General features: G+C 68.0%; 16 protein-coding genes. 8 read left to right on the top strand and 8 right to left on the bottom strand.

Annotated features, from left to right (window positions below; translation table 11 throughout):
- Positions 1-44: 44 nt before the first annotated feature.
- Both SPHPHY_RS0116635 and SPHPHY_RS0116630 read left to right on the top strand, forming a co-directional pair.
- On the top strand, positions 45-239 hold the full coding sequence (locus SPHPHY_RS0116635; protein WP_022687819.1) for a hypothetical protein: 195 nt from the start codon (positions 45-47) through the stop codon (positions 237-239).
- 152 nt (positions 240-391) lie between these two features.
- On the top strand, positions 392-598 hold the full coding sequence (locus SPHPHY_RS0116630) for a hypothetical protein (protein WP_022687818.1): 207 nt from the start codon (positions 392-394) through the stop codon (positions 596-598).
- Between the two features lie 4 nt (positions 599-602).
- On the opposite strand, the gene SPHPHY_RS0116625 is transcribed toward SPHPHY_RS0116630, so the two are convergent.
- From SPHPHY_RS0116625 to SPHPHY_RS20470, 4 genes are all read right to left on the bottom strand, one after another.
- Positions 603-836: a DUF6894 family protein gene (locus SPHPHY_RS0116625; RefSeq protein ID WP_022687817.1), complete on the bottom strand. Its 234-nt coding sequence runs from the start codon at positions 834-836 to the stop codon at positions 603-605.
- A gap of 77 nt (positions 837-913) precedes the next feature.
- Entirely contained in the window at positions 914-2,095 is a 1,182-nt protein-coding gene (locus tag SPHPHY_RS0116620) for a retropepsin-like aspartic protease (protein ID WP_022687816.1), read from the bottom strand.
- 59 nt (positions 2,096-2,154) lie between these two features.
- Entirely contained in the window at positions 2,155-3,681 is a 1,527-nt protein-coding gene (locus SPHPHY_RS0116615; RefSeq protein ID WP_081645342.1) for a CpaF family protein, read from the bottom strand.
- A gap of 63 nt (positions 3,682-3,744) precedes the next feature.
- Positions 3,745-4,653 carry an Ada metal-binding domain-containing protein gene (locus tag SPHPHY_RS20470; protein WP_231370442.1) on the bottom strand — a complete coding sequence of 303 codons (909 nt, stop codon included), beginning with the start codon at positions 4,651-4,653 and terminating at the stop codon, positions 3,745-3,747.
- Between the two features lie 120 nt (positions 4,654-4,773).
- Between SPHPHY_RS20470 and SPHPHY_RS0116605 the strand changes: the two genes are divergently transcribed.
- From SPHPHY_RS0116605 to SPHPHY_RS0116585, 5 genes are all read left to right on the top strand, one after another.
- The gene (locus tag SPHPHY_RS0116605) at positions 4,774-5,343 is read left to right on the top strand and encodes a F0F1 ATP synthase subunit delta (RefSeq protein ID WP_028057034.1); all 570 of its coding nucleotides are present in this window, start codon (positions 4,774-4,776) and stop codon (positions 5,341-5,343) included.
- Between the two features lie 4 nt (positions 5,344-5,347).
- Positions 5,348-6,877 carry a F0F1 ATP synthase subunit alpha gene (atpA, locus tag SPHPHY_RS0116600; RefSeq protein ID WP_022687814.1) on the top strand — a complete coding sequence of 510 codons (1,530 nt, stop codon included), beginning with the start codon at positions 5,348-5,350 and terminating at the stop codon, positions 6,875-6,877.
- 100 nt (positions 6,878-6,977) lie between these two features.
- Complete coding sequence (locus SPHPHY_RS0116595; protein WP_022687813.1) at positions 6,978-7,856, top strand: F0F1 ATP synthase subunit gamma; 879 nt, start codon at positions 6,978-6,980, stop codon at positions 7,854-7,856.
- Positions 7,857-7,921: 65 nt separating this feature from the next.
- Entirely contained in the window at positions 7,922-9,403 is a 1,482-nt protein-coding gene (atpD, locus tag SPHPHY_RS0116590) for a F0F1 ATP synthase subunit beta (RefSeq protein WP_022687812.1), read from the top strand.
- Between the two features lie 156 nt (positions 9,404-9,559).
- Positions 9,560-9,811: an ATP synthase F1 subunit epsilon gene (locus tag SPHPHY_RS0116585; RefSeq protein WP_022687811.1), complete on the top strand. Its 252-nt coding sequence runs from the start codon at positions 9,560-9,562 to the stop codon at positions 9,809-9,811.
- 1,090 nt (positions 9,812-10,901) lie between these two features.
- Here the strand turns inward: SPHPHY_RS0116585 and SPHPHY_RS20465 are convergent.
- The gene (locus SPHPHY_RS20465) at positions 10,902-12,443 is read right to left on the bottom strand and encodes a hypothetical protein (protein WP_022687810.1); all 1,542 of its coding nucleotides are present in this window, start codon (positions 12,441-12,443) and stop codon (positions 10,902-10,904) included.
- Positions 12,444-12,527: 84 nt separating this feature from the next.
- On the bottom strand, positions 12,528-14,303 hold the full coding sequence (locus tag SPHPHY_RS0116575) for an ABC transporter transmembrane domain-containing protein (RefSeq protein ID WP_022687809.1): 1,776 nt from the start codon (positions 14,301-14,303) through the stop codon (positions 12,528-12,530).
- A 146-nt stretch (positions 14,304-14,449) separates the two neighbouring features.
- Between SPHPHY_RS0116575 and SPHPHY_RS0116570 the strand changes: the two genes are divergently transcribed.
- A complete protein-coding gene (locus SPHPHY_RS0116570; RefSeq protein ID WP_022687808.1) occupies positions 14,450-15,694 on the top strand; it encodes a polyhydroxyalkanoate depolymerase in 1,245 nt (414 codons plus the stop codon).
- A gap of 60 nt (positions 15,695-15,754) precedes the next feature.
- Here SPHPHY_RS0116570 and SPHPHY_RS0116565 read toward each other — a convergent pair whose 3' ends face one another.
- Positions 15,755-16,258 (bottom strand): pyridoxamine 5'-phosphate oxidase family protein, encoded by a 504-nt coding sequence (locus SPHPHY_RS0116565; RefSeq protein WP_022687807.1) that lies wholly within the window; start codon positions 16,256-16,258, stop codon positions 15,755-15,757.
- 352 nt (positions 16,259-16,610) lie between these two features.
- Positions 16,611-17,789 (bottom strand): acetyl-CoA C-acyltransferase, encoded by a 1,179-nt coding sequence (locus tag SPHPHY_RS0116555; RefSeq protein WP_022687805.1) that lies wholly within the window; start codon positions 17,787-17,789, stop codon positions 16,611-16,613.
- Between the last annotated feature and the right edge of the window lie 12 nt (positions 17,790-17,801).

Genomic DNA, 17,801 nt, shown 5'->3' with positions numbered 1-17,801 from the left:
CGAAAACCTCTCCGCGAAACGATGCTGCGGAGGCTGACGCGGCGGTGAGCGATGCGCAAGTCCTGCTTTGCGGTCTGGCGGGTGCGGCGCTGGCGCTGGCGGTGTTCGCGGGGTGGCGCGATCATCGCCGACGGCACCGCGCCGATCCCGACGCGGTCGGCTGGATCGACTGGACATGGGTGCAGGCGATCGCGCTGATCGCAGCGGGGATCGCGGGGTGGCTGGCGCTAAAGGCTTGATCGAAAGGGAACCAGCCGCCGATCCAGGCAGTTGTTGCCCGGATCGCTGGAAGACGCATCGCGAGGCGCTAACGGGACGTCACGATGCGGATGTCGGCGACGCTGTCGCCACGGGATAGCGGCGGGTTCCGATCGTCACGGCAGGTGCAAGCATGAAGGCAGATCTGTGTACGATGGCGCCGTTCGTAAGCGCGGACGAGGGCGTGGTCACGGTCCTCTCGCGCTGCGGCGCAAGCTATAATCTCACGGCGGAGGCCGCGATGCGGCTGAGCGAGGAGCTCGTGCGGAGCGCTGCGCGTGCGCGCGGGCAGCAACGGATGAGCGAGCCGCGCACGGAAGGCGAAACGCGCTTCCGCTAGCGCGTCACGGTGTGGCGAGACGCGGGGAGACGGTGGCGATGATCACCGTCGCGACCGTGCGGCCGACGTCATCCTCGACGATCACGCGCCAGTGGCCGGCGTCCGCAAAGCCGGGGTGCTGGGCAAGATAGGCGCCGAGCCGCTGCACCGCCTGATTGCGGGCCGCAGCCACGTCGACGCATTCTATGATGGTACGATCCTGCTCGCGCCCGGCGAAAACGATGTTGAATTGCGGCATGGTGGTCCGGTGCTTCGTTGATCGGGAATCCTAGCGCAGCCGCACGACAGCCGTAACCAGGAGCAGTTTGATGTGCATCAGTAAAAACGGCGCAGCCTAAGCCGGCGCAGGGTGCCGTCGCAGCCGCCGAGCGTCACGATGCGCCCCGGCGCGGCCGTCGCCCAGCCGGCCAGCGTCCCGCCGGCATAATCGGGGCCGACGCGCTGACCGTCGATTGTGCAGATCGTATCGCCGTCGCGCCAGCCATCCGCCGCCGCCGGGCTGCCGCGCATGACGTGCAGCACCTTCAGCTTGTCGCCGGCCATCCCGAGCAGCAGCCCGCTGGTCGAGCGGACCGGCGGCACGGCGGTGCTGGGCGTGCTGCCGAGCAGCATGTAGCCGGCAGTGGGGTCGAGCAGCACGCGGTAACGTTGCAGGAAGCCCGAGCCGATCCGTCCGGCGACGCCGATCGTGTCGGAGAAGCCGCCCGTCGGCTCGACCCGCACCTCGACCTCGCGCGCCACGGCGGCGCCGACCCGTAGCTCGGGAACGATCGCCATGTCGTTGACGACCGCCCCGGCCAGTCCGAACGAAACCGTGGTGGTCACCGGCCCCGCGGTGCCGCGCGCCTCGGCCCACGCGGCGGGACCGAGCGTGATCGCCGAGCCATCGCCGGTATCGACGACCATCGGCGCCAGCGTGCGGTCGCCGGCGGTGATCGCGCTGACGTAGATCATCCGGTCGGCGGCGATCGCCAGCGGCGCCGCGACGCCGGTGAACGGGCGGCTACCGCTTTTCAGCAGGCGGAAGCGGCGCGCCTGATAGTCGATCTCCAGCGCATAGGGTGCGGTCAGGTCGCGCCCGACCAGCAGGTCGACGGCCAGTGCGCTGCCGGTCGCGGCGGCGGGCAGGTCGGCGACCGCAAGGCTGCCGCCGCGCCGCGTGACCGCGCCGATCGCGATCCGCTGCGTCTCGACGCGCCCGATATCGACGCTGCCGCCGATCACGGTGGCGCGACCGTCGGCGCGGACGACCAGCTTGTGGGCGGTGGCGTAGCGGCGCGCGAGCACCGAATAGCTGACCCCCGTATCGAGGATCGCGGTCACCGGACGACCATCGACCGCCATGGTGAAGCGGATCTGGTTGCCGGGCGTCAGGTCGAAGGGGATCCAGCGCGCCTCGGCATCCGGGGCGAGCGTCGAACGGCCGACCCACGCCGCGCGCGGCTCCGGCGGCGGCGCGGCGAGAAGGGCGGCGAAGAGCAGCGACGGGATCGGCACGTCAGCGGTGTAGCGGATCGCGCGGGCGTGTCACGATGCCGGCGCCGACGCGCACGGGGCTAGAGGCACGCCTCCAGATACGCCTGATCGAAGCCGAACTGCTTGGCCTTTTCGAGCGTGTAGGGACGCAGCCCCATCGAGCGGTACTCGCCGATGATCTTGCCGTCGGCGCTTTCGTCGAGATACTCGAACTTGAACAGCTCCTGCGTGACGATCACCGGACCTTCCATCCCGATCACCTCGGTCACGTTGGTGACGCGGCGGCTGCCGTCGCGCAGGCGCTTCACCTGGATGATCATGTCGACCGAATCGGCGATCTGGCGGCTGATCGCTTCCTTGGGCACCTTGATGTCCGACATCATCACCATGTTCTCCATACGCGCCAGCGCCTCGCGCGGGGAGTTGGAGTGGAGCGTGCACATCGATCCGTCGTGGCCGGTGTTCATGGCCGCGAGCATGTCGAAACACTCGCTGCCACGGATTTCGCCGAGGATGATGCGATCCGGGCGCATACGCAGCGCGTTCTTCACGAGATCGCGGATCGAGATCTCACCCTGGCCCTCGAGGTTGGCGGGGCGCGTTTCCAGCGGCAGCCAGTGCGGCTGTTGCAGGCGAAGCTCGGCGGCGTCCTCGATCGTCAGGACGCGCTCGCCCGGGTCGATCATCTTCGACAGCGCGTTGAGCATCGTCGTCTTGCCCGAGCCGGTGCCACCCGAGATGACGAGGTTGAAGCGGCACGCGCCCGCGACCTTGAGCGCGGTCGCCATCTTCGGCGACATGCTGCCGAAACCGGCCATCATGTCGAGCGTGATCGGCTTGGCGGAGAACTTACGGATCGAGATCGCGGTGCCGCGCAAGCTGAGCGGCGGCACGATGACGTTGACGCGGCTGCCGTCCTTGAGGCGGGCGTCGGCGAGCGGCGTGGTCTGGTCGACGCGCCGGCCGACCGAGTTGCAGATGCGCTGCGCGATCTGGAACAGATGCTCCTCGTCGCGGAACTGGATCTGCGCCAGCTCCAGCTTGCCCTTGCGCTCGACGAAGGTCTGGTCGGGGCCGTTGACCATGATGTCGCTGATGTCGGCGTCCGACAACAATTCCTCGAGCGGCCCAAGGCCGAGCAATTCGTCGACCAGCACCTTTTCGAGTGCGAATTGTTCGCGGCGATTGAGCGTCAGCTTCAGTTCGGCGAGCACCTCGCCGATGATCGGGCGAAATTCCTCCGCCAACTCGTCCTTGCCGAGCGTGGCGGCGGCCTCGGGATCGACGCGTTCCAGCAGGCGCGGCAGCACCTGCTCCTTGATCTTGTGGATCGAGGCCTCGAACCCTTCCATGCGGCTGGAGCCGGCCTCGCCGGTCGCGTTCTGGCGATCCGACAGCCGCTGCATCGCGTCGACCTGCACCTGCGGGGTGAGCGGGTCGATCGCGGCGAGCACGTCGAGCGGCGGCGCGGTTTCCAGCGCTCCGTCGTCGCGCGCGCCGCTGCCGGGCTGTACGTGCATCGGCCGGGCGACGCCGAAGCCGCCGCGCGCACCCGTCGCACCGGTGCCGTTACCCATGCCGCCGTTGCGGCGTCCGAACGCGTTCATCGACCCTGATCGTCCTCGAAGTGGCTCGACGACGATCGCTAACGGGCAAGCCTTTAGATTTGGCTAACCAAGCGCGGCGTCGTGGAGGAGGGTGCGCACGGCGAGCCGGCGGAGCGACGCGGGGAGGCTGGCGTCTGTGGCCGTCGCGGTCGCCGTCGCCGCGGCGAGCAGAGCGGCGCCCTCCGCATGGAACGCTTCGTCGCCGCGGCGTAGCTCGGCAGCGGGGAAGGCGGCGCGTAGCGCGGCGTCGTCGTCCTCGAACGCGAAGCGGCACCAGCCGCGCAGCGTCGCGGCGAGCAGCAGCGAGCCGAGCGGCGTGGCGAGGATCGCCCAGCGGATCGCCTCCCCCGTTCCGCCGCTCGCCGCGGCGTGCGGCGCCATCCCCCAGCGCGCGGCATCGACGTAGAACCGGCTCGGCGCGGCATAGCCGGCGTCGTAGATCGCCGCGGTGACGCTGTCGGTCGTGCGCAGCGCGTCGAGCGCGCGGTCGGCGCGATGCGTCCGCGCGAGCGCAGCGGGGGTGACGCCGGTCAGTCGCCGGAACAGCCGGTGGAAATGATGCGGGGCATAGCCGACCGCCGCGGAGAGGCTGGCGAGCGAGGAGGGCGTCTCGGCTGCGGCGAGCAGCGCCGCCGCGCGGATCACCGCGGCGCGGTCACGCGCGACCGAATCGGGGAGGCAGCGGCGGCAGGCGCGATAGCCGGCCGCCTGCGCGGCCGCCGCGTCGGCGAGGAAGCGGACGTTGTCGCGGCACGGACGGCGCGCCGCACAGCTCGGCTTGCAGTAGATATGGGTCGTCCGCACGGCGACGACGAAGCGCCCGTCATACGCGCGGTCGCGCGCGGCAAACGCAGCCCATGCGGTGTCGGAGTCGATCGTTGCGTCCATGCGCGGAGCGTAGCGCGTGCGACGCCCGGCGGCATCCCGTGGCTTGCGTTCGAACCGCGTCCCGGCCGGGCCGGTTCGTTTCACTCCGGTTGCATCGCGGTTCCCCCTTTGCTACGCGCGCCGTACCCAAGCGAGGTGCTCCCCGAGCGCCATCCGTTCGCATGGGTAAGGCACCCTTGGGTAATGACGAGGAAAGTGGATCGCGTGGAGAGTTCCGGCGGTAATCAGGGCAGCAGCATTCAGGCCGGTCTCGGTGGCCGGTATGCGAGCGCGCTGTTCGATCTGGCGGTGGAGGCCCGCGCGGTCGATCGCGTCGAACAGAGTCTGACGGCGGTGCGCGATGCGCTGTCCGCCTCGGACGATTTCAGGACGTTGACGTCGTCGCCGGCGATCGCGCGCGGCGCGGCGGTGAAGGCGGTGCTGGCCACCGCCGACGTGCTGGGGCTGGACGCGACGACGCGCAGTTTCCTGGGGGTGCTTGCCGAGAACCGCCGGCTGGGCGCGTTGCCGCAGATCATCCGCGCGTATCGCGCGCTGGCTGCGCGCCACCGCGGCGAGACGACCGCGGAAGTGACCAGCGCGCATCCGCTGTCCGCCGAGCAGGTCGACGAGCTGAAGCAGCAGTTGCGCCGCCGCGTCGGCCGCGAGGTGTCGGTGGACCTGTCGGTCGATCCGCAGATCCTGGGCGGCCTGGTCGTCCGCATCGGTTCCCAGATGATCGATTCGTCGATCCGCACCCGTTTGAATGCGCTTGCCAGCGCGATGAAAGGCTGAGTTGATGGACATTCGCGCCGCAGAAATCTCCCGCGTCATCAAGGACCAGATCGCCAATTTCGGCACCGAGGCACAGGTTTCCGAAACCGGTCGGGTGTTGAGCGTCGGTGACGGCATCGCGCGCATCCACGGCCTCGACAACGTCCAGGCGGGCGAGATGGTCGAGTTCTCGAACGGCGTGCAGGGCATGGCGCTGAACCTCGAGGCCGATAACGTCGGCGTCGTGATCTTCGGCTCGGACGCCGAGATCCGCGAAGGCGACATCGTCAAGCGGACCGGCACGATCGTGGACGTGCCGGTCGGCAAGGGGCTGCTCGGCCGCGTGGTCGACGGTCTTGGCAATCCGATCGACGGCAAGGGTCCGATCGTGTCGGATCAGCGCAGCCGCGTCGAGGTGAAGGCGCCGGGCATCATCCCGCGCAAGTCGGTGCACGAGCCGGTGCAGACCGGCCTGAAGGCGATCGATGCGCTCGTGCCGGTGGGCCGCGGACAGCGCGAACTGATCATCGGCGACCGCCAGACCGGCAAGTCGGCAGTGGCGATCGACACCTTCATCAACCAGAAGGCGGCGAACGCCGGCACTGACGAATCGAAGAAGCTGTACTGCATCTACGTCGCGGTCGGGCAGAAGCGTTCGACGGTGGCGCAGCTGGTCCGCACGCTGGAAGAGAATGGCGCGATGGAATATTCCATCGTCGTCGCCGCCACCGCTTCGGATCCCGCGCCGCTGCAGTTCCTCGCGCCCTACACCGGCTGCGCGATGGGCGAGTATTTCCGCGACAATGCGATGCACGCCGTCATCGTCTATGACGATCTATCGAAGCAGGCAGTGGCGTATCGCCAGATGTCGCTGTTGCTGCGCCGCCCGCCGGGCCGCGAAGCCTATCCGGGCGACGTCTTCTACCTCCACTCGCGCCTGCTGGAGCGTGCGGCGAAGATGAACGAGGACAATGGCGCGGGTTCGCTGACCGCGCTGCCGATCATCGAGACGCAGGCCGGCGACGTGTCGGCGTACATCCCGACCAACGTGATCTCGATCACCGACGGGCAGATATTCCTCGAGACCGACCTGTTCTTCGCGGGCATCCGCCCGGCGATCAACGTCGGCCTGTCGGTCAGCCGCGTCGGGGGCGCCGCGCAGACCAAGGCGATGAAGAAGGTGTCGGGCTCGATCAAGCTGGAGCTGGCGCAGTATCGCGAGATGGCGGCGTTCGCGCAGTTCGGCTCGGATCTCGACGCTTCGACGCAGCGCCTGCTGAACCGCGGTGCGCGGCTGACCGAGCTGCTCAAGCAGCCGCAGTTCGCGCCGATGCCGTTCGAGGAGCAGACGGTGTCGATCTACGCCGGCACCAACGGCTTCATCGACAAGGTGCCGGTTGCCGACGTCAATCGCTACGAAGCGGCGATGCTCAGCTACCTGCGTTCGGACCATGCCGACGTGCTGACCGCGATCCGCGACAGCCGCGAGCTGGGCAAGGATACCGAGAGCAAGCTGAAGGACGCGCTCGGCCAGTTCGCGAAGACGTTCGCGTAAAGTTCGCCTGACCCCGGCGCAGGCCGGGGTTTTCGGCCGCGAGCGCGCGGCCGGTGGCACGAGATTCCAGCGTCTGCTGGGATGACGAAGTTGGGAAGAAATGGCGTCACTCAAGGCCCTCAAGATCCGCATCGGCTCGGTGAAGTCGACGCAGAAGATCACCAAGGCGATGAAGATGGTCGCCGCGGCCAAGCTGCGCCGGGCGCAGGAGGCCGCGGTCGCCGGGCGTCCCTATGCCGAGCGGCTGGAAGGCGTGGTCGCCAGCCTGGCGCGCACGGTGGGCGTCGGTGCGTCGCCGCTGCTGGCGGGCACCGGCAAGGATCAGGTGCACCTGCTGGTGATCGCCACCTCCGAACGCGGGCTGGCGGGCGCGTTCAACACCAACATCGTCCGCGCCGCGCGCCGCAAGGCCGAGGAGCTGGAGGCCGCCGGCAAGACCGTGCGCTTCTACATCGCGGGCAAGAAGGGGCGTGTGATGCGCCGTTTCTACCCGACCGGGATCGTCGCCGACCATGACCTGTCGGAGATGAAGACCGCCAGCTTCGACGCCGCCAAGGACATCGCCGACGATCTGATCGCGCGCTACCAGGCGGGCGAGTTCGATGTCGCGCACCTGTTCTACGCGCGTTTCCAGTCGGCGCTGGTCCAGGAGCCGATCGGCGCGCAGATCATCCCCGTCGCGATCCCCGAGACGAAGCGCGCCGCGGCGAGCGCGGGTGGCGATGCGACGGTGGAATACGAGCCGAGCGAGGAAGCGATCCTCGCCGAGCTGCTGCCGCGCAACGTCGCGATCCAGATATTCCGTGCGCTGCTGGAGAACGCCGCGTCGGAGCAGGGTAGCCGCATGACCGCGATGGACAATGCGACCCGCAACGCCGGCGACATGATCAAGCGGCTGAGCATCCAGTACAACCGCGCGCGTCAGGCCGCGATCACCACCGAGCTGGTGGAAATTATCTCGGGCGCCGAAGCGCTGTAACCACTCCCACCCGCCCGGCACGCGCCGCGGCGGGACGACGATCTAGAAGGCAAGGAAGCACGACGATGGCAACCGCCGCTGAAGATATCCGCCCGACCCATCCCACGGGTCAGACCAACAACGTCGGCCGCATCAGCCAGGTCATCGGCGCGGTGGTCGACGTGCATTTCGAGACGCAGGTGCCGGCGATCCTCGCCGCACTGGAAACCAGCAATAACGGCCAGCGGCTGGTGCTGGAAGTCGCGCAGCACCTGGGCGAGAACACCGTCCGCACCATCGCGATGGACTCGACCGAGGGCCTGACCCGCGGTCAGCCGGTGACCGACACCGGCAGCCAGATCCGCGTGCCCGTCGGCCCCAAGACGCTGGGCCGCATCATGAACGTGATCGGCGAGCCGATCGACGAGCGTGGCCCGGTCGGTGCGGAAATGACCGCACCGATCCACGCCAGCGCGCCGCCGTTCGTCGACCAGTCGACCGAGAGTGCGATCCTGGTCACCGGGATCAAGGTGATCGACCTGCTCGCGCCATATGCGAAGGGCGGCAAGATCGGCCTGTTCGGCGGCGCCGGCGTCGGCAAGACCGTGCTGATCCAGGAGTTGATCAACAACATCGCCAAGGGCCACGGCGGCGTGTCGGTGTTCGCGGGCGTCGGTGAGCGGACCCGCGAGGGCAACGATCTGTACCACGAGTTCCTCGACGCCGGCGTCATCGCCAAGGACGCCGACGGCAACGCGATCAGCGAGGGTTCGAAGGTCGCGCTGGTATTCGGCCAGATGAACGAGCCGCCGGGCGCGCGTGCGCGTGTCGCCTTGTCGGGTCTGGCGATGGCGGAATATTTCCGCGACCAGGAAGGACAGGACGTGCTGTTCTTCGTCGACAACATCTTCCGCTTCACGCAGGCGGGCGCGGAAGTGTCGGCGCTGCTCGGCCGTATCCCGTCGGCCGTGGGCTATCAGCCGACGCTGTCGACCGACATGGGTGCGTTGCAGGAGCGCATCACCTCCACCAACAAGGGGTCGATCACCTCGGTGCAGGCAGTGTACGTGCCCGCCGACGATCTCACCGATCCGGCGCCGGCGACGTCGTTCGCGCACCTTGATGCGACGACCAACCTGAACCGTGCGATCTCCGAACTGGGCATCTACCCGGCGGTCGATCCGCTCGATTCGGTCAGCCGCGTGCTGGAGCCGCGCATCGTCGGGCAGGATCACTACGACACGGCGCGGGCCGTCCAGCAGACGCTGCAGAAGTACAAGTCGTTGCAGGATATCATCGCGATCCTCGGCATGGACGAGCTTTCCGAAGAGGATAAGCTGACCGTCAGCCGCGCGCGCAAGATCCAGCGCTTCCTGTCGCAGCCGTTCCACGTCGCCGAGGTGTTCACCAACATCCCGGGCAAGTTCGTCCAGCTGGAAGACACGGTACGCAGCTTCAAGGCGGTGGTGAACGGTGAGTACGATCACCTGCCGGAGGCGGCCTTCTACATGGTCGGCGGCATCGACGAAGCGGTCGCCAAGGCCGAGAAGATGGCCAAGGAAGCGTAAGGGTCGGTCGGCGCCCCCCTCCCAAGGCAGCTCTCCCGCGCGGAGAGGGTCGGGCGGGGGGCAGCCACCGGCGGCATGTCCGGGGTGATCGCCCCTGCCGCCATTTCCCCTCACCCCGACCCTTTCCGTGGACAGGGCGGGAGAAGGATCAACGTCATGCTGCATTTCGAACTCGTCACGCCCGAACGCCTCGTCCGCTCCGAGGAAGTCCATATGGTCACCGTGCCGGGGACCGATGGCGACTTCGCGGTGCTGGAAGGCCACGCGCCGTTCATGTCGACGATCCGCGACGGCGACGTGCTGGTGCAGAAGACCCCGGGCGGACAGCCCGAGACCGTCGCGATCCGCGGCGGGTTCGCCGAGGTGAACGCGCGCGGACTGACCGTACTGGCGGAACACGCCGGCTGAGCCGAAGGGGGCCGCGCGTGACGCGGTGACACGGGACCTGGTGGCGCTGGAAAGCTTGGCGCATCGCTTATGTAACGGTGCGCAGGCCGCCGAGCGGATCGGGCGCGATTATCGCGCCCTAACGAATTTGTGGAATGAGGCGCGCGGTGCGGACCTCGCCCGTCGAACTCGCCGGCTGGTTGGTGCGGCACGAAACCGGGTTGATGCGCCATCGCGCGCGCAGCAAAGCAATCCAGCGCCGGACCATTAAGCTTTGGGTCGCTTCGCTGCGCTCGCGACGACCAACGTCCGGATCAACCCGATGTCATCCGACACCAGAGGCGTGCCGCTCGTCGTTCCGAGATCTGCGACCTGGCGTTCTTGGGGGCCTTCGCCCGACGGCGGCGTACTGGGACAGAAGTTGCGGGGGCGGGCGACCCGAGACCGTCGCGCCGCTGCGCGTGCGCCGACTTCAACGCCGCCCGGCTTAGCATGAGGGCCGAACCCGCCGACCGAGCTAAAGCGGCATGACAGCGGTTTAATGCGTAACTGCAAGCGCCGGACCGGCACGCCTTGGATCGCTTCGCTGCGCTCGCGACAACGAACGTCCGGATCAACCCGATGTCATCCGGCACCAGAGGCGTGCCGCTCGCCGTGCCGAGATCTGCGACTTCATGGTCGCGTAGGCCTTCGCACCAAGACGGGGTGCTGGTATGGAAGCGGCTGGACGAACCGCTCTAAACTATCGATGTGTCGTGACGCCGGCGCGCAGTGGGCGCGGGTTGTGGGCTTCGCCGGACGCGCAGGCCGAACAAGAGTCCGCGTCTCTTTCGCAGCGGCGTGTCACCTTGCCGAAGAGTCTCGTCGACCTCGCGGTGCTGAGGGCCGCGCGACGGTCACGGCGACGATCTGCGACGCTGGCGGGCAGGAGCGGGTGGCGGGGGCGAGTAGCCCGACACCGTTGCAGCGGACTCGACATCGTCGGCGCACGCTGGCCCACCGGGGTCGCTTTTCCTTGCAGGATCAGGCCGTGATCGGGGTTGGGCTGAGGCCCCCCGACGCGCCGCGCTGCGTGCGTCGTCACAGACGTGCTCGCGCTGCCTCCTCTCGTTCAATCGCCGTCGTTCGCCTCCGGATCCTTGCCGTCGAGGATGTCCGTCGCCTGCTCCAATATTGTGGTCTGACGGGCGTCGATGGCGGTGAGCAGCGTCGCGGCGACCCCCGCGATCTTGCCGCCGTGTGGATCATAGGCCACGCGGCGGAGCGCCGGGACGGCCTCGGCCCATCGCTTCTGGCGCAGATGCATCGCCGCGACCTGTAGCGCCAGGCCGCGGTCGAACGGCGCGAGCGTATAGGCATAGGAAAGGCCCTTCTCCGCGTTCGGCGTCATCGGCTCGCCCGCGGCGACCAGCGCCTGATAGAAGGCGACCAGCGGCCACGGGTCCTCGGGATCGGCGCGGTTGGCCTTCACGAACCACTGCCGCACATCCTTCCAGCGTGCCCCATCGGCGTGATCGCGGTGCGCGATCGCAGCCTGCGCGAGCCCGCGATAGATCAGCGCCTGCCGGGAACCAGGCGCCGTGGCGAGCGCACGCGCCGCCGCCGCCTCGGCAGCGTCGAATTGCTTCGCGTCGAATTCCGCCTCTGCGAGTGCGCCTTGTACGAAGGGATCGTTGGGCCATGCGGCAGCCGCCGTGCGCGCGGCGAGCGCGACGTCGGGCGCGGTCCTGGCGTTCACGCCGCGCGCGGAGCGCAGCACCGCCGGCATGATCGCCTCCGCGCCGGGCCCGAGCGCGCGAACGACGACCGGTTCGATCGGCAGGTCGGCGACCTTCAGGCCCAGCAGCGGTAATCGCGTCCGCGAATAGGCGTTGAGCGCATTGTCGAGCTTGTTCGGGTCGCCGAGCAGCCGGGCGGCGTCCTTGAGCGAGGTGCCGCTTTGCAACGCGTCGAGATAGCCGCTGAGCAGCGGTCGCCGCGAGGAATCCAGCGTGAGGTAATGGGTGAGCAGCCATGCACGTCCGTAGAATACCTGCGTGCGTGCGCCAGGCATTCCGTCATCCTGCGGCGTACCGGTCAACAGGGTGCGCATCGGCACCATTTCCTTGTCGATCAATCCCTGCGCCCGATACAGCGGCGGGGGGCCGACGATCAGCCGGTCGTCATCGAAGACGACCGTCGCGTTGAACTCGGCGAACCCCTCGACATACCAGGCCGGGAACGCGCGCTCTCCCCACGAGGCGAACATGAAATGATGCGCATATTCGTGGAGCAGCACGGCCTGCGCCGACAATGCGAACCGCCCCGCCTCGCGCGTATTGCGTGGCACGAACGCGACCGCGCCCGATACGCGCGGCATGTAGACGCCGGCGACATCGCGCTTGCCGAGCAGCTTCTGGACCGCGCCGACGTCGCGCAGCACATAGACGGTCACGCGCTGCGTCGGGCTGAACGGGGGGTCTTCCATGCCGCGCAGCACGCGCATCGCCTTGTCGAACCGCTCCAGCCTGGTCGCGAATGCCGACACCGCCTCGGGCGTGTCGTCGGAATAGACGCGGAAATGTCGTGACGATGCCTCTTGCCAGGCAGCCGGCGCGATCGCCGACCATCCCGCCAGCATCAACGCCGCCGCTACCCGCCACACCCTTAGCATCGTCCGCCTCCCCGTGCCGCAGCGTACCCGGGCGATGGGGGAGCGCAATGACCGGATCGCGGCGGGCGACCCGTTTTGGCGACTTCAGGCGTCGTGGAATTGCAGGCTGGCGAGCCGAGCGTAGAGGCCGCCGCGTTCGATCAACGCCGGGTGGGTGCCCTGCTCGACGATGCGACCGCCGTCCATGACGACGATCCGCGACGCGGCGCGGACGGTGGCGAGCCGGTGCGCGATGACGATCGTGGTGCGCGTCGCCATCAGCCGTTCAAGCGCGTCCTGCACCAGCCGCTCGCTTTCGGCATCCAGCGCGCTGGTCGCCTCGTCGAGCAACAGGATCGGCGCGTCGCGCAGCAGCGCGCGGGCGATCGCGACCCGTTGGCGTTGACCGCCGGAGAGCCGTGCGCCGCCTTCGCCGAGGAAGGTGTCGAGCCCCTCCGGAAGCGCGCGCAGGAAATCGGCGGCGTTCGCCGCCTCTGCCGCCGCCCAGATCTGCGCGTCGTCGGCGTCCCAGCGGCCGTAGCGCAGGTTGTCGCGTGCGGAGGTGCCGAAGATCACCGTTTCCTGCGGAACCATCGCGATGCGGGCGCGCACCTCGGACGGGTCGGCGGTGGCGAGGTCGACGCCGTCGACCAGGACTTGCCCGGTCGCAGGGCGATAGAAGTGCTGGAGCAGCTGGAACAGCGTCGACTTGCCGGCACCCGACGGGCCGACCACCGCCAGCGTCTCGCCCGGTGCCACGTCGAGCGAGAATTCGTGAAGCGCGGCGACATCCTGTCGCGACGGGTAGCGGAATTCGACGCGCCGAAACGCCACGGTGCCGAGCGGCGGCTGCGGCAGCGCGACCGGATGCGCCGGCGCCGCGATTTCGGGTCGAGCGGCGAGCAGCTCGGTCAGTCGCCCGGCGGCACCGGCGCCCCGGAGCAGGTCGCCATAGACTTCGGTCAACGCGCCGAACGCGCCGGCGACGATCCCGCCCGTCAGCACGAAGGCGGCGATCGCGCCCCCCGACAACCGTCCGGCGGCGACGTCCTCCGCGCCTTCCCACAGCACCAGCGTGATCGCGCCGAAGACCAGCCCGATCACGATCGCGGTCATGATCGCGCGCAGTGCCACGCGCTTGCGTGCAGTCGCCATCGTCGCCTCGACCGCGTCGGTGAAGCGGGCGCTCTCGCGCGCTTCCTGCCCGAACGCCTGGACGATCTTCATCGCACCCAGCGTCTCGACCACGATCGAGCCGACATCGGCGATCCGGTCCTGCGAGGTGCGCGACAGATTGCGCACGCGCCGCCCGAGCAGCGCGATCGGCGCGATGATGAGCGGGATGCCCGCCAGCAGCATCGCCGCCAGCTTGGGCGAGATCGCGAAGAGATAGATCAGCCCGCCGATCGCGGTGAAGGAGTTGCGGAGCGCGATCGAGACGGTGCTGCCGACCACCGTCTCGATCTGACCCGTATCGGCGGTCAGCCGCGAGGCGATCTCGGACGGGCGGTTGCTTTCGTAGAAGGACGGGCTGAGCGTCATCAGGTGACGCTGAACCTCGGTGCGGATGTCGGCGACGACGCGTTCGCCGAGCCATGCGACGAAGTAGAAACGCACCGCGGTGCCGAGCGCCAGCACCACGACGATCAGCAGCATGTAGTGGAACGACTGCGCCACCGCCTCCGGCGTGGCATCGCCACCCGCGAAGCCGCGGTCGATCACGCGCTTGAAGCTGTACGGGATTGCGATCGTCGCCGCCGAGGTGACCGCCAGCGCGCTAAACGCGGCGGTAATCTGCAGCGGGTATTTACCGGCATGGCGAAACACCATCGCCAGGTTGCCGAGACGGCGGGGAGGAGCGACGTCGGATGCGCTGGCCATGATGCCGCCTAGCAGCGCATACGGGCGGGCTCAACGGATGCCGTGGCCTGACGGACCGGAAACGTTCTGCAATCGTTACAGGTGTGCTGCGATGCACAATGTCGCTATAGGCTACCGTGCCTGCGGGCCGGGGAAGGAACACGCGAATGTTGTACGACGCCTATGAATTCCAGCGGTCGTGGCTGGCATCGGCCAGCGCGATGGCGACGGTTGGGGCCAACTGGCTGAACAACCCGTCGAATCCGTTCGCCTATCTGGGCGGCGGGCCGATGATGGCGTCGGCGCTGGAGGTATTCGCGCATGCCTCCGCTTCGCGCGGCAAGCCCGCGTTCGGGCTGGACACCACGATCGTCGACGGACGCGAGGTGCGCGTGACCGAGGAGATCGTGCTGCAGCGTCCGTTCGGGCAGCTGAAGCGCTTCCGCCGCGAGGGCGTGGAGGGCGGTCCGCGGCTGTTGATCGCGGCGCCGATGTCGGGGCATTTCGCGACGCTGCTGCGTGGCACGGTCGAGCGGATGCTGCCGGTCGCCGATGTCTACATCACCGACTGGCGCGACGCGAAGCTGGTGCCGACGCGCGAGGGCCGCTTCGACCTGGACGACTATATCGATTATCTGGTCGCGTTCCAGGAGGCGATCGGCGCCGACAGCGATGGCCCGGCGGACGGCGCGCATGGCGCACATATGCTGGCGGTGTGCCAGCCGTCGGTGCCGTGCCTGGCCGCCACCGCGCTGATGAGCGCCGACGGCAACCCGTGCCGCCCGCGCACGCTGACGATGATGGGCGGGCCGATCGACACGCGGCAGGCGCCGACCGCGGTGAACACGATGGCGACGGAGCGGCCGTTCGCGTGGTTCGAGCAGAACGTCATCGCGACGGTGCCTTTGCTGTATCCGGGTTCGGGGCGGAAGGTGTATCCCGGCTTCCTGCAGCTGTCCGGTTTCATGACCATGAACCTCGGCAACCACATGATGAGCCATTACGAGCTGTTCAAGCATCTGGTGACCGGCGACGACGACAGCGCCGAGGCGACCAAGCGCTTCTATGAGGAATACCGCTCGGTCAGCGACATGACCGCGGAGTTCTACCTGCAGACGATCGACACCGTCTTCCAGTCGCACAGCCTGCCCAAGGGCGAGATGATGCACCGCGGGCGCCCGGTCGATTGCGGCGCGATCACCGACGTCGGCTTGCTGGCGATCGAGGGCGAGCGCGACGACATCAGCGGGCTTGGCCAGACGAAGGCGGCGCTGACGATCGCCACCGCCCTGCCGGAAGAAAAGAAGCGGTATTACATGGCCGAAGCGGTCGGCCATTACGGGATCTTCAACGGATCGAAGTGGCGCAACCGGATCGCGCCGGTCGTCGAGGAATGGATGGCCGCCAACTGATACGAAAAGGGGCCGGTCGCACCCGACGACCGGCCCCTTGTCTACATCGAATGCAAAGGATCAGGCGGGGCTGTTTTCCGCAGTGGTCTCGACCTTGGCATGGCTGCCCGATTCGTCGGCGCGGATCGTGCCGCCGAACAGCATCTTTACCCGGCCCGACAGCGAAATGTCGGTTTCCCACAGCTCGGCCGACTCGATATCGACGCGCAGCAGTGCGAGATTGGGATCGTTGCGCCCTCCCGGGAACCACGCCTCGACCTGATTATTCCAGAGCTTGTCGATCTGCGCCGGATCGTTGTCGATCCGCGCCTGGCCATCGAGGCAGGCGAAGAAGTCGTGCCCCTTCGACACGAACTGCGCCATGACGCGTCCGCCGCCGGCAAGGCGATTGGTCTTCCCAATGAAGAAGAAGAGCGTGTCGACCTGATCCTCGTCGAGTTGCGCGGTCAGCGGCTCGTGATGCGCATGTCCGTCAGCCGGCCCGACCATGACGTACGGGCTGTCCGCCATCTTCTTCCACAGATCCTGCTTCAGCTTCTTCGGGTCGGTATTGGCATCGGCCATGTCGCATCTCCTGTTCTGGTTCGACGGGAGAACGAGGGGGTGAAGCGTTGGTTGCGCGAACGTTTCGGCACCGTCATGGTTTGTCATGGCGGCACTCGTGCCGCCAAATCAGGAGCACGGAAATGACGTATGCCGGCTTGTGCCTGTTTCTTGGCACCATGTTCGCCTTTACCACCTTGGTGTTGAAGGTGATTGAGGTGGCCCGGAAGCAGTAACACAGGGGCGGAGCCCGGTCTGGCAGCCGGGCTCCAAACCAATTGAGCCCCGGTCGCTGGCACGATCGGGGCTCATCAGGAGTCGGAATGACGTTACCGACAAGATCCAGATAGCATGTCAGGTGCGATTTTCAACGTCACAGCACCTCGAACAATCCTGCCGCGCCCATGCCGCCGCCGACGCACATCGTCACGACGACGTAGTGGACGCCGCGGCGCTTGCCCTCGATCAGCGCGTGGCCGACCATGCGGGCGCCGGACATGCCATAGGGGTGACCGATCGCGATCGCGCCGCCATCGACGTTGAGCAGTTCGTCGGGAATGCCGAGCTTGTCGCGGCAATAGAGCACCTGGACCGCAAACGCCTCGTTCAACTCCCACAAGCCGATGTCGCCGACCGACAAGCCGTTGCGCTCCAGCAGCTTGGGGATCGCGAAGACCGGGCCGATGCCCATTTCGTCGGGAGCGGTCCCGGCGACCGCCATGCCGACGTAGCGGCCGAGCGGGGTCAGCCCGCGCTGCTCGGCCAGTTTCTCCTCCATCAGCACGCTGGCCGAGGCGCCGTCGGAAAGCTGGGAGGCGTTGCCGGCGGTGATGTTCAGGTCGGGTCCGAGCACCGGCTTCAACGCGCGCAGGCCCTCCAGTGTCGTCTCGGCGCGATTGCCCTCGTCCTTCGACAGCGTGACCTCTTCATAGGAAACCTCCCCGGTCTCCTTGTTCACGTTCGCCCTGGTCGCGGTAACGGCAACGATCTCGGCATCGAAGCGGCCGGCAGCCTGCGCCGCAGCGGTGCGCATCTGCGAGCGATAGCCATATTCGTCCTGCGCCTCGCGGCTGATGCCGTAGCGCCTGGCGACGACCTCCGCCGTCTGGAGCATCGGCATGTAGATGTCCGGGTGCATCGCCAGCAATTCCTTGTCGGGCGACACGCGCATCTCGGGCGTCTGCACCATGCTGATGCTCTCCACCCCGGCGCCGATCGCAACCTGCATCCCGTCGACGACGATCTGCTTGGCGGCGGTGGCGATCGCCATCAGCCCCGAGGCGCACTGCCGGTCGATCGACATGCCCGGCACGGTGGTCGGCAATCCGGCGCGCAACAGGCTGGTACGCGCAATGTTCGGGGATTGGTGACCCTGCTGGAGCGCGGCGCCCATCACGACATCGTCGACCTCCGCGCCGTCGATCCCGGCGCGCTCTACCGCCGCCCTGATCGCGTGGCTGGCGAGCGTAGGGGACGGCAGGTTGTTGAACGCGCCGCGATAGGCGCGGCCGATCGGCGTGCGGGCGGTGGAAACGATGACGGCGGAGCGCATGAACGAGCCTTT

The sequence above is a fragment of the Sphingomonas phyllosphaerae 5.2 genome, assembly GCF_000419605.1.
GTDB classification, from domain to species: domain Bacteria; phylum Pseudomonadota; class Alphaproteobacteria; order Sphingomonadales; family Sphingomonadaceae; genus Sphingomonas; species Sphingomonas phyllosphaerae_B.
This window is presented reverse-complemented; position numbering and strand designations above follow the sequence as displayed.

Excerpts from the sequence above, each read along its gene's own strand:
- SPHPHY_RS0116625 (WP_022687817.1), bottom strand. The coding sequence starts at position 836 with ATGCCGCAATTCAACATCGTTTTCGCCGGGCGCGAGCAGGATCGTACC.
- SPHPHY_RS0116585 (WP_022687811.1), top strand. The coding sequence starts at position 9,560 with ATGCTGCATTTCGAACTCGTCACGCCCGAACGCCTCGTCCGCTCCGAG.
- SPHPHY_RS0116630 (WP_022687818.1), top strand. The coding sequence starts at position 392 with ATGAAGGCAGATCTGTGTACGATGGCGCCGTTCGTAAGCGCGGACGAG.
- SPHPHY_RS0116615 (WP_081645342.1), bottom strand. The coding sequence starts at position 3,681 with ATGAACGCGTTCGGACGCCGCAACGGCGGCATGGGTAACGGCACCGGT.
- SPHPHY_RS0116575 (WP_022687809.1), bottom strand. The coding sequence starts at position 14,303 with ATGGCCAGCGCATCCGACGTCGCTCCTCCCCGCCGTCTCGGCAACCTG.
- SPHPHY_RS0116565 (WP_022687807.1), bottom strand. The coding sequence starts at position 16,258 with ATGGCCGATGCCAATACCGACCCGAAGAAGCTGAAGCAGGATCTGTGG.
- atpD (WP_022687812.1), top strand. The coding sequence starts at position 7,922 with ATGGCAACCGCCGCTGAAGATATCCGCCCGACCCATCCCACGGGTCAG.
- atpA (WP_022687814.1), top strand. The coding sequence starts at position 5,348 with ATGGACATTCGCGCCGCAGAAATCTCCCGCGTCATCAAGGACCAGATC.
- SPHPHY_RS0116570 (WP_022687808.1), top strand. The coding sequence starts at position 14,450 with ATGTTGTACGACGCCTATGAATTCCAGCGGTCGTGGCTGGCATCGGCC.
- SPHPHY_RS0116555 (WP_022687805.1), bottom strand. The coding sequence starts at position 17,789 with ATGCGCTCCGCCGTCATCGTTTCCACCGCCCGCACGCCGATCGGCCGC.
- SPHPHY_RS20465 (WP_022687810.1), bottom strand. The coding sequence starts at position 12,443 with ATGCTAAGGGTGTGGCGGGTAGCGGCGGCGTTGATGCTGGCGGGATGG.
- SPHPHY_RS0116595 (WP_022687813.1), top strand. The coding sequence starts at position 6,978 with ATGGCGTCACTCAAGGCCCTCAAGATCCGCATCGGCTCGGTGAAGTCG.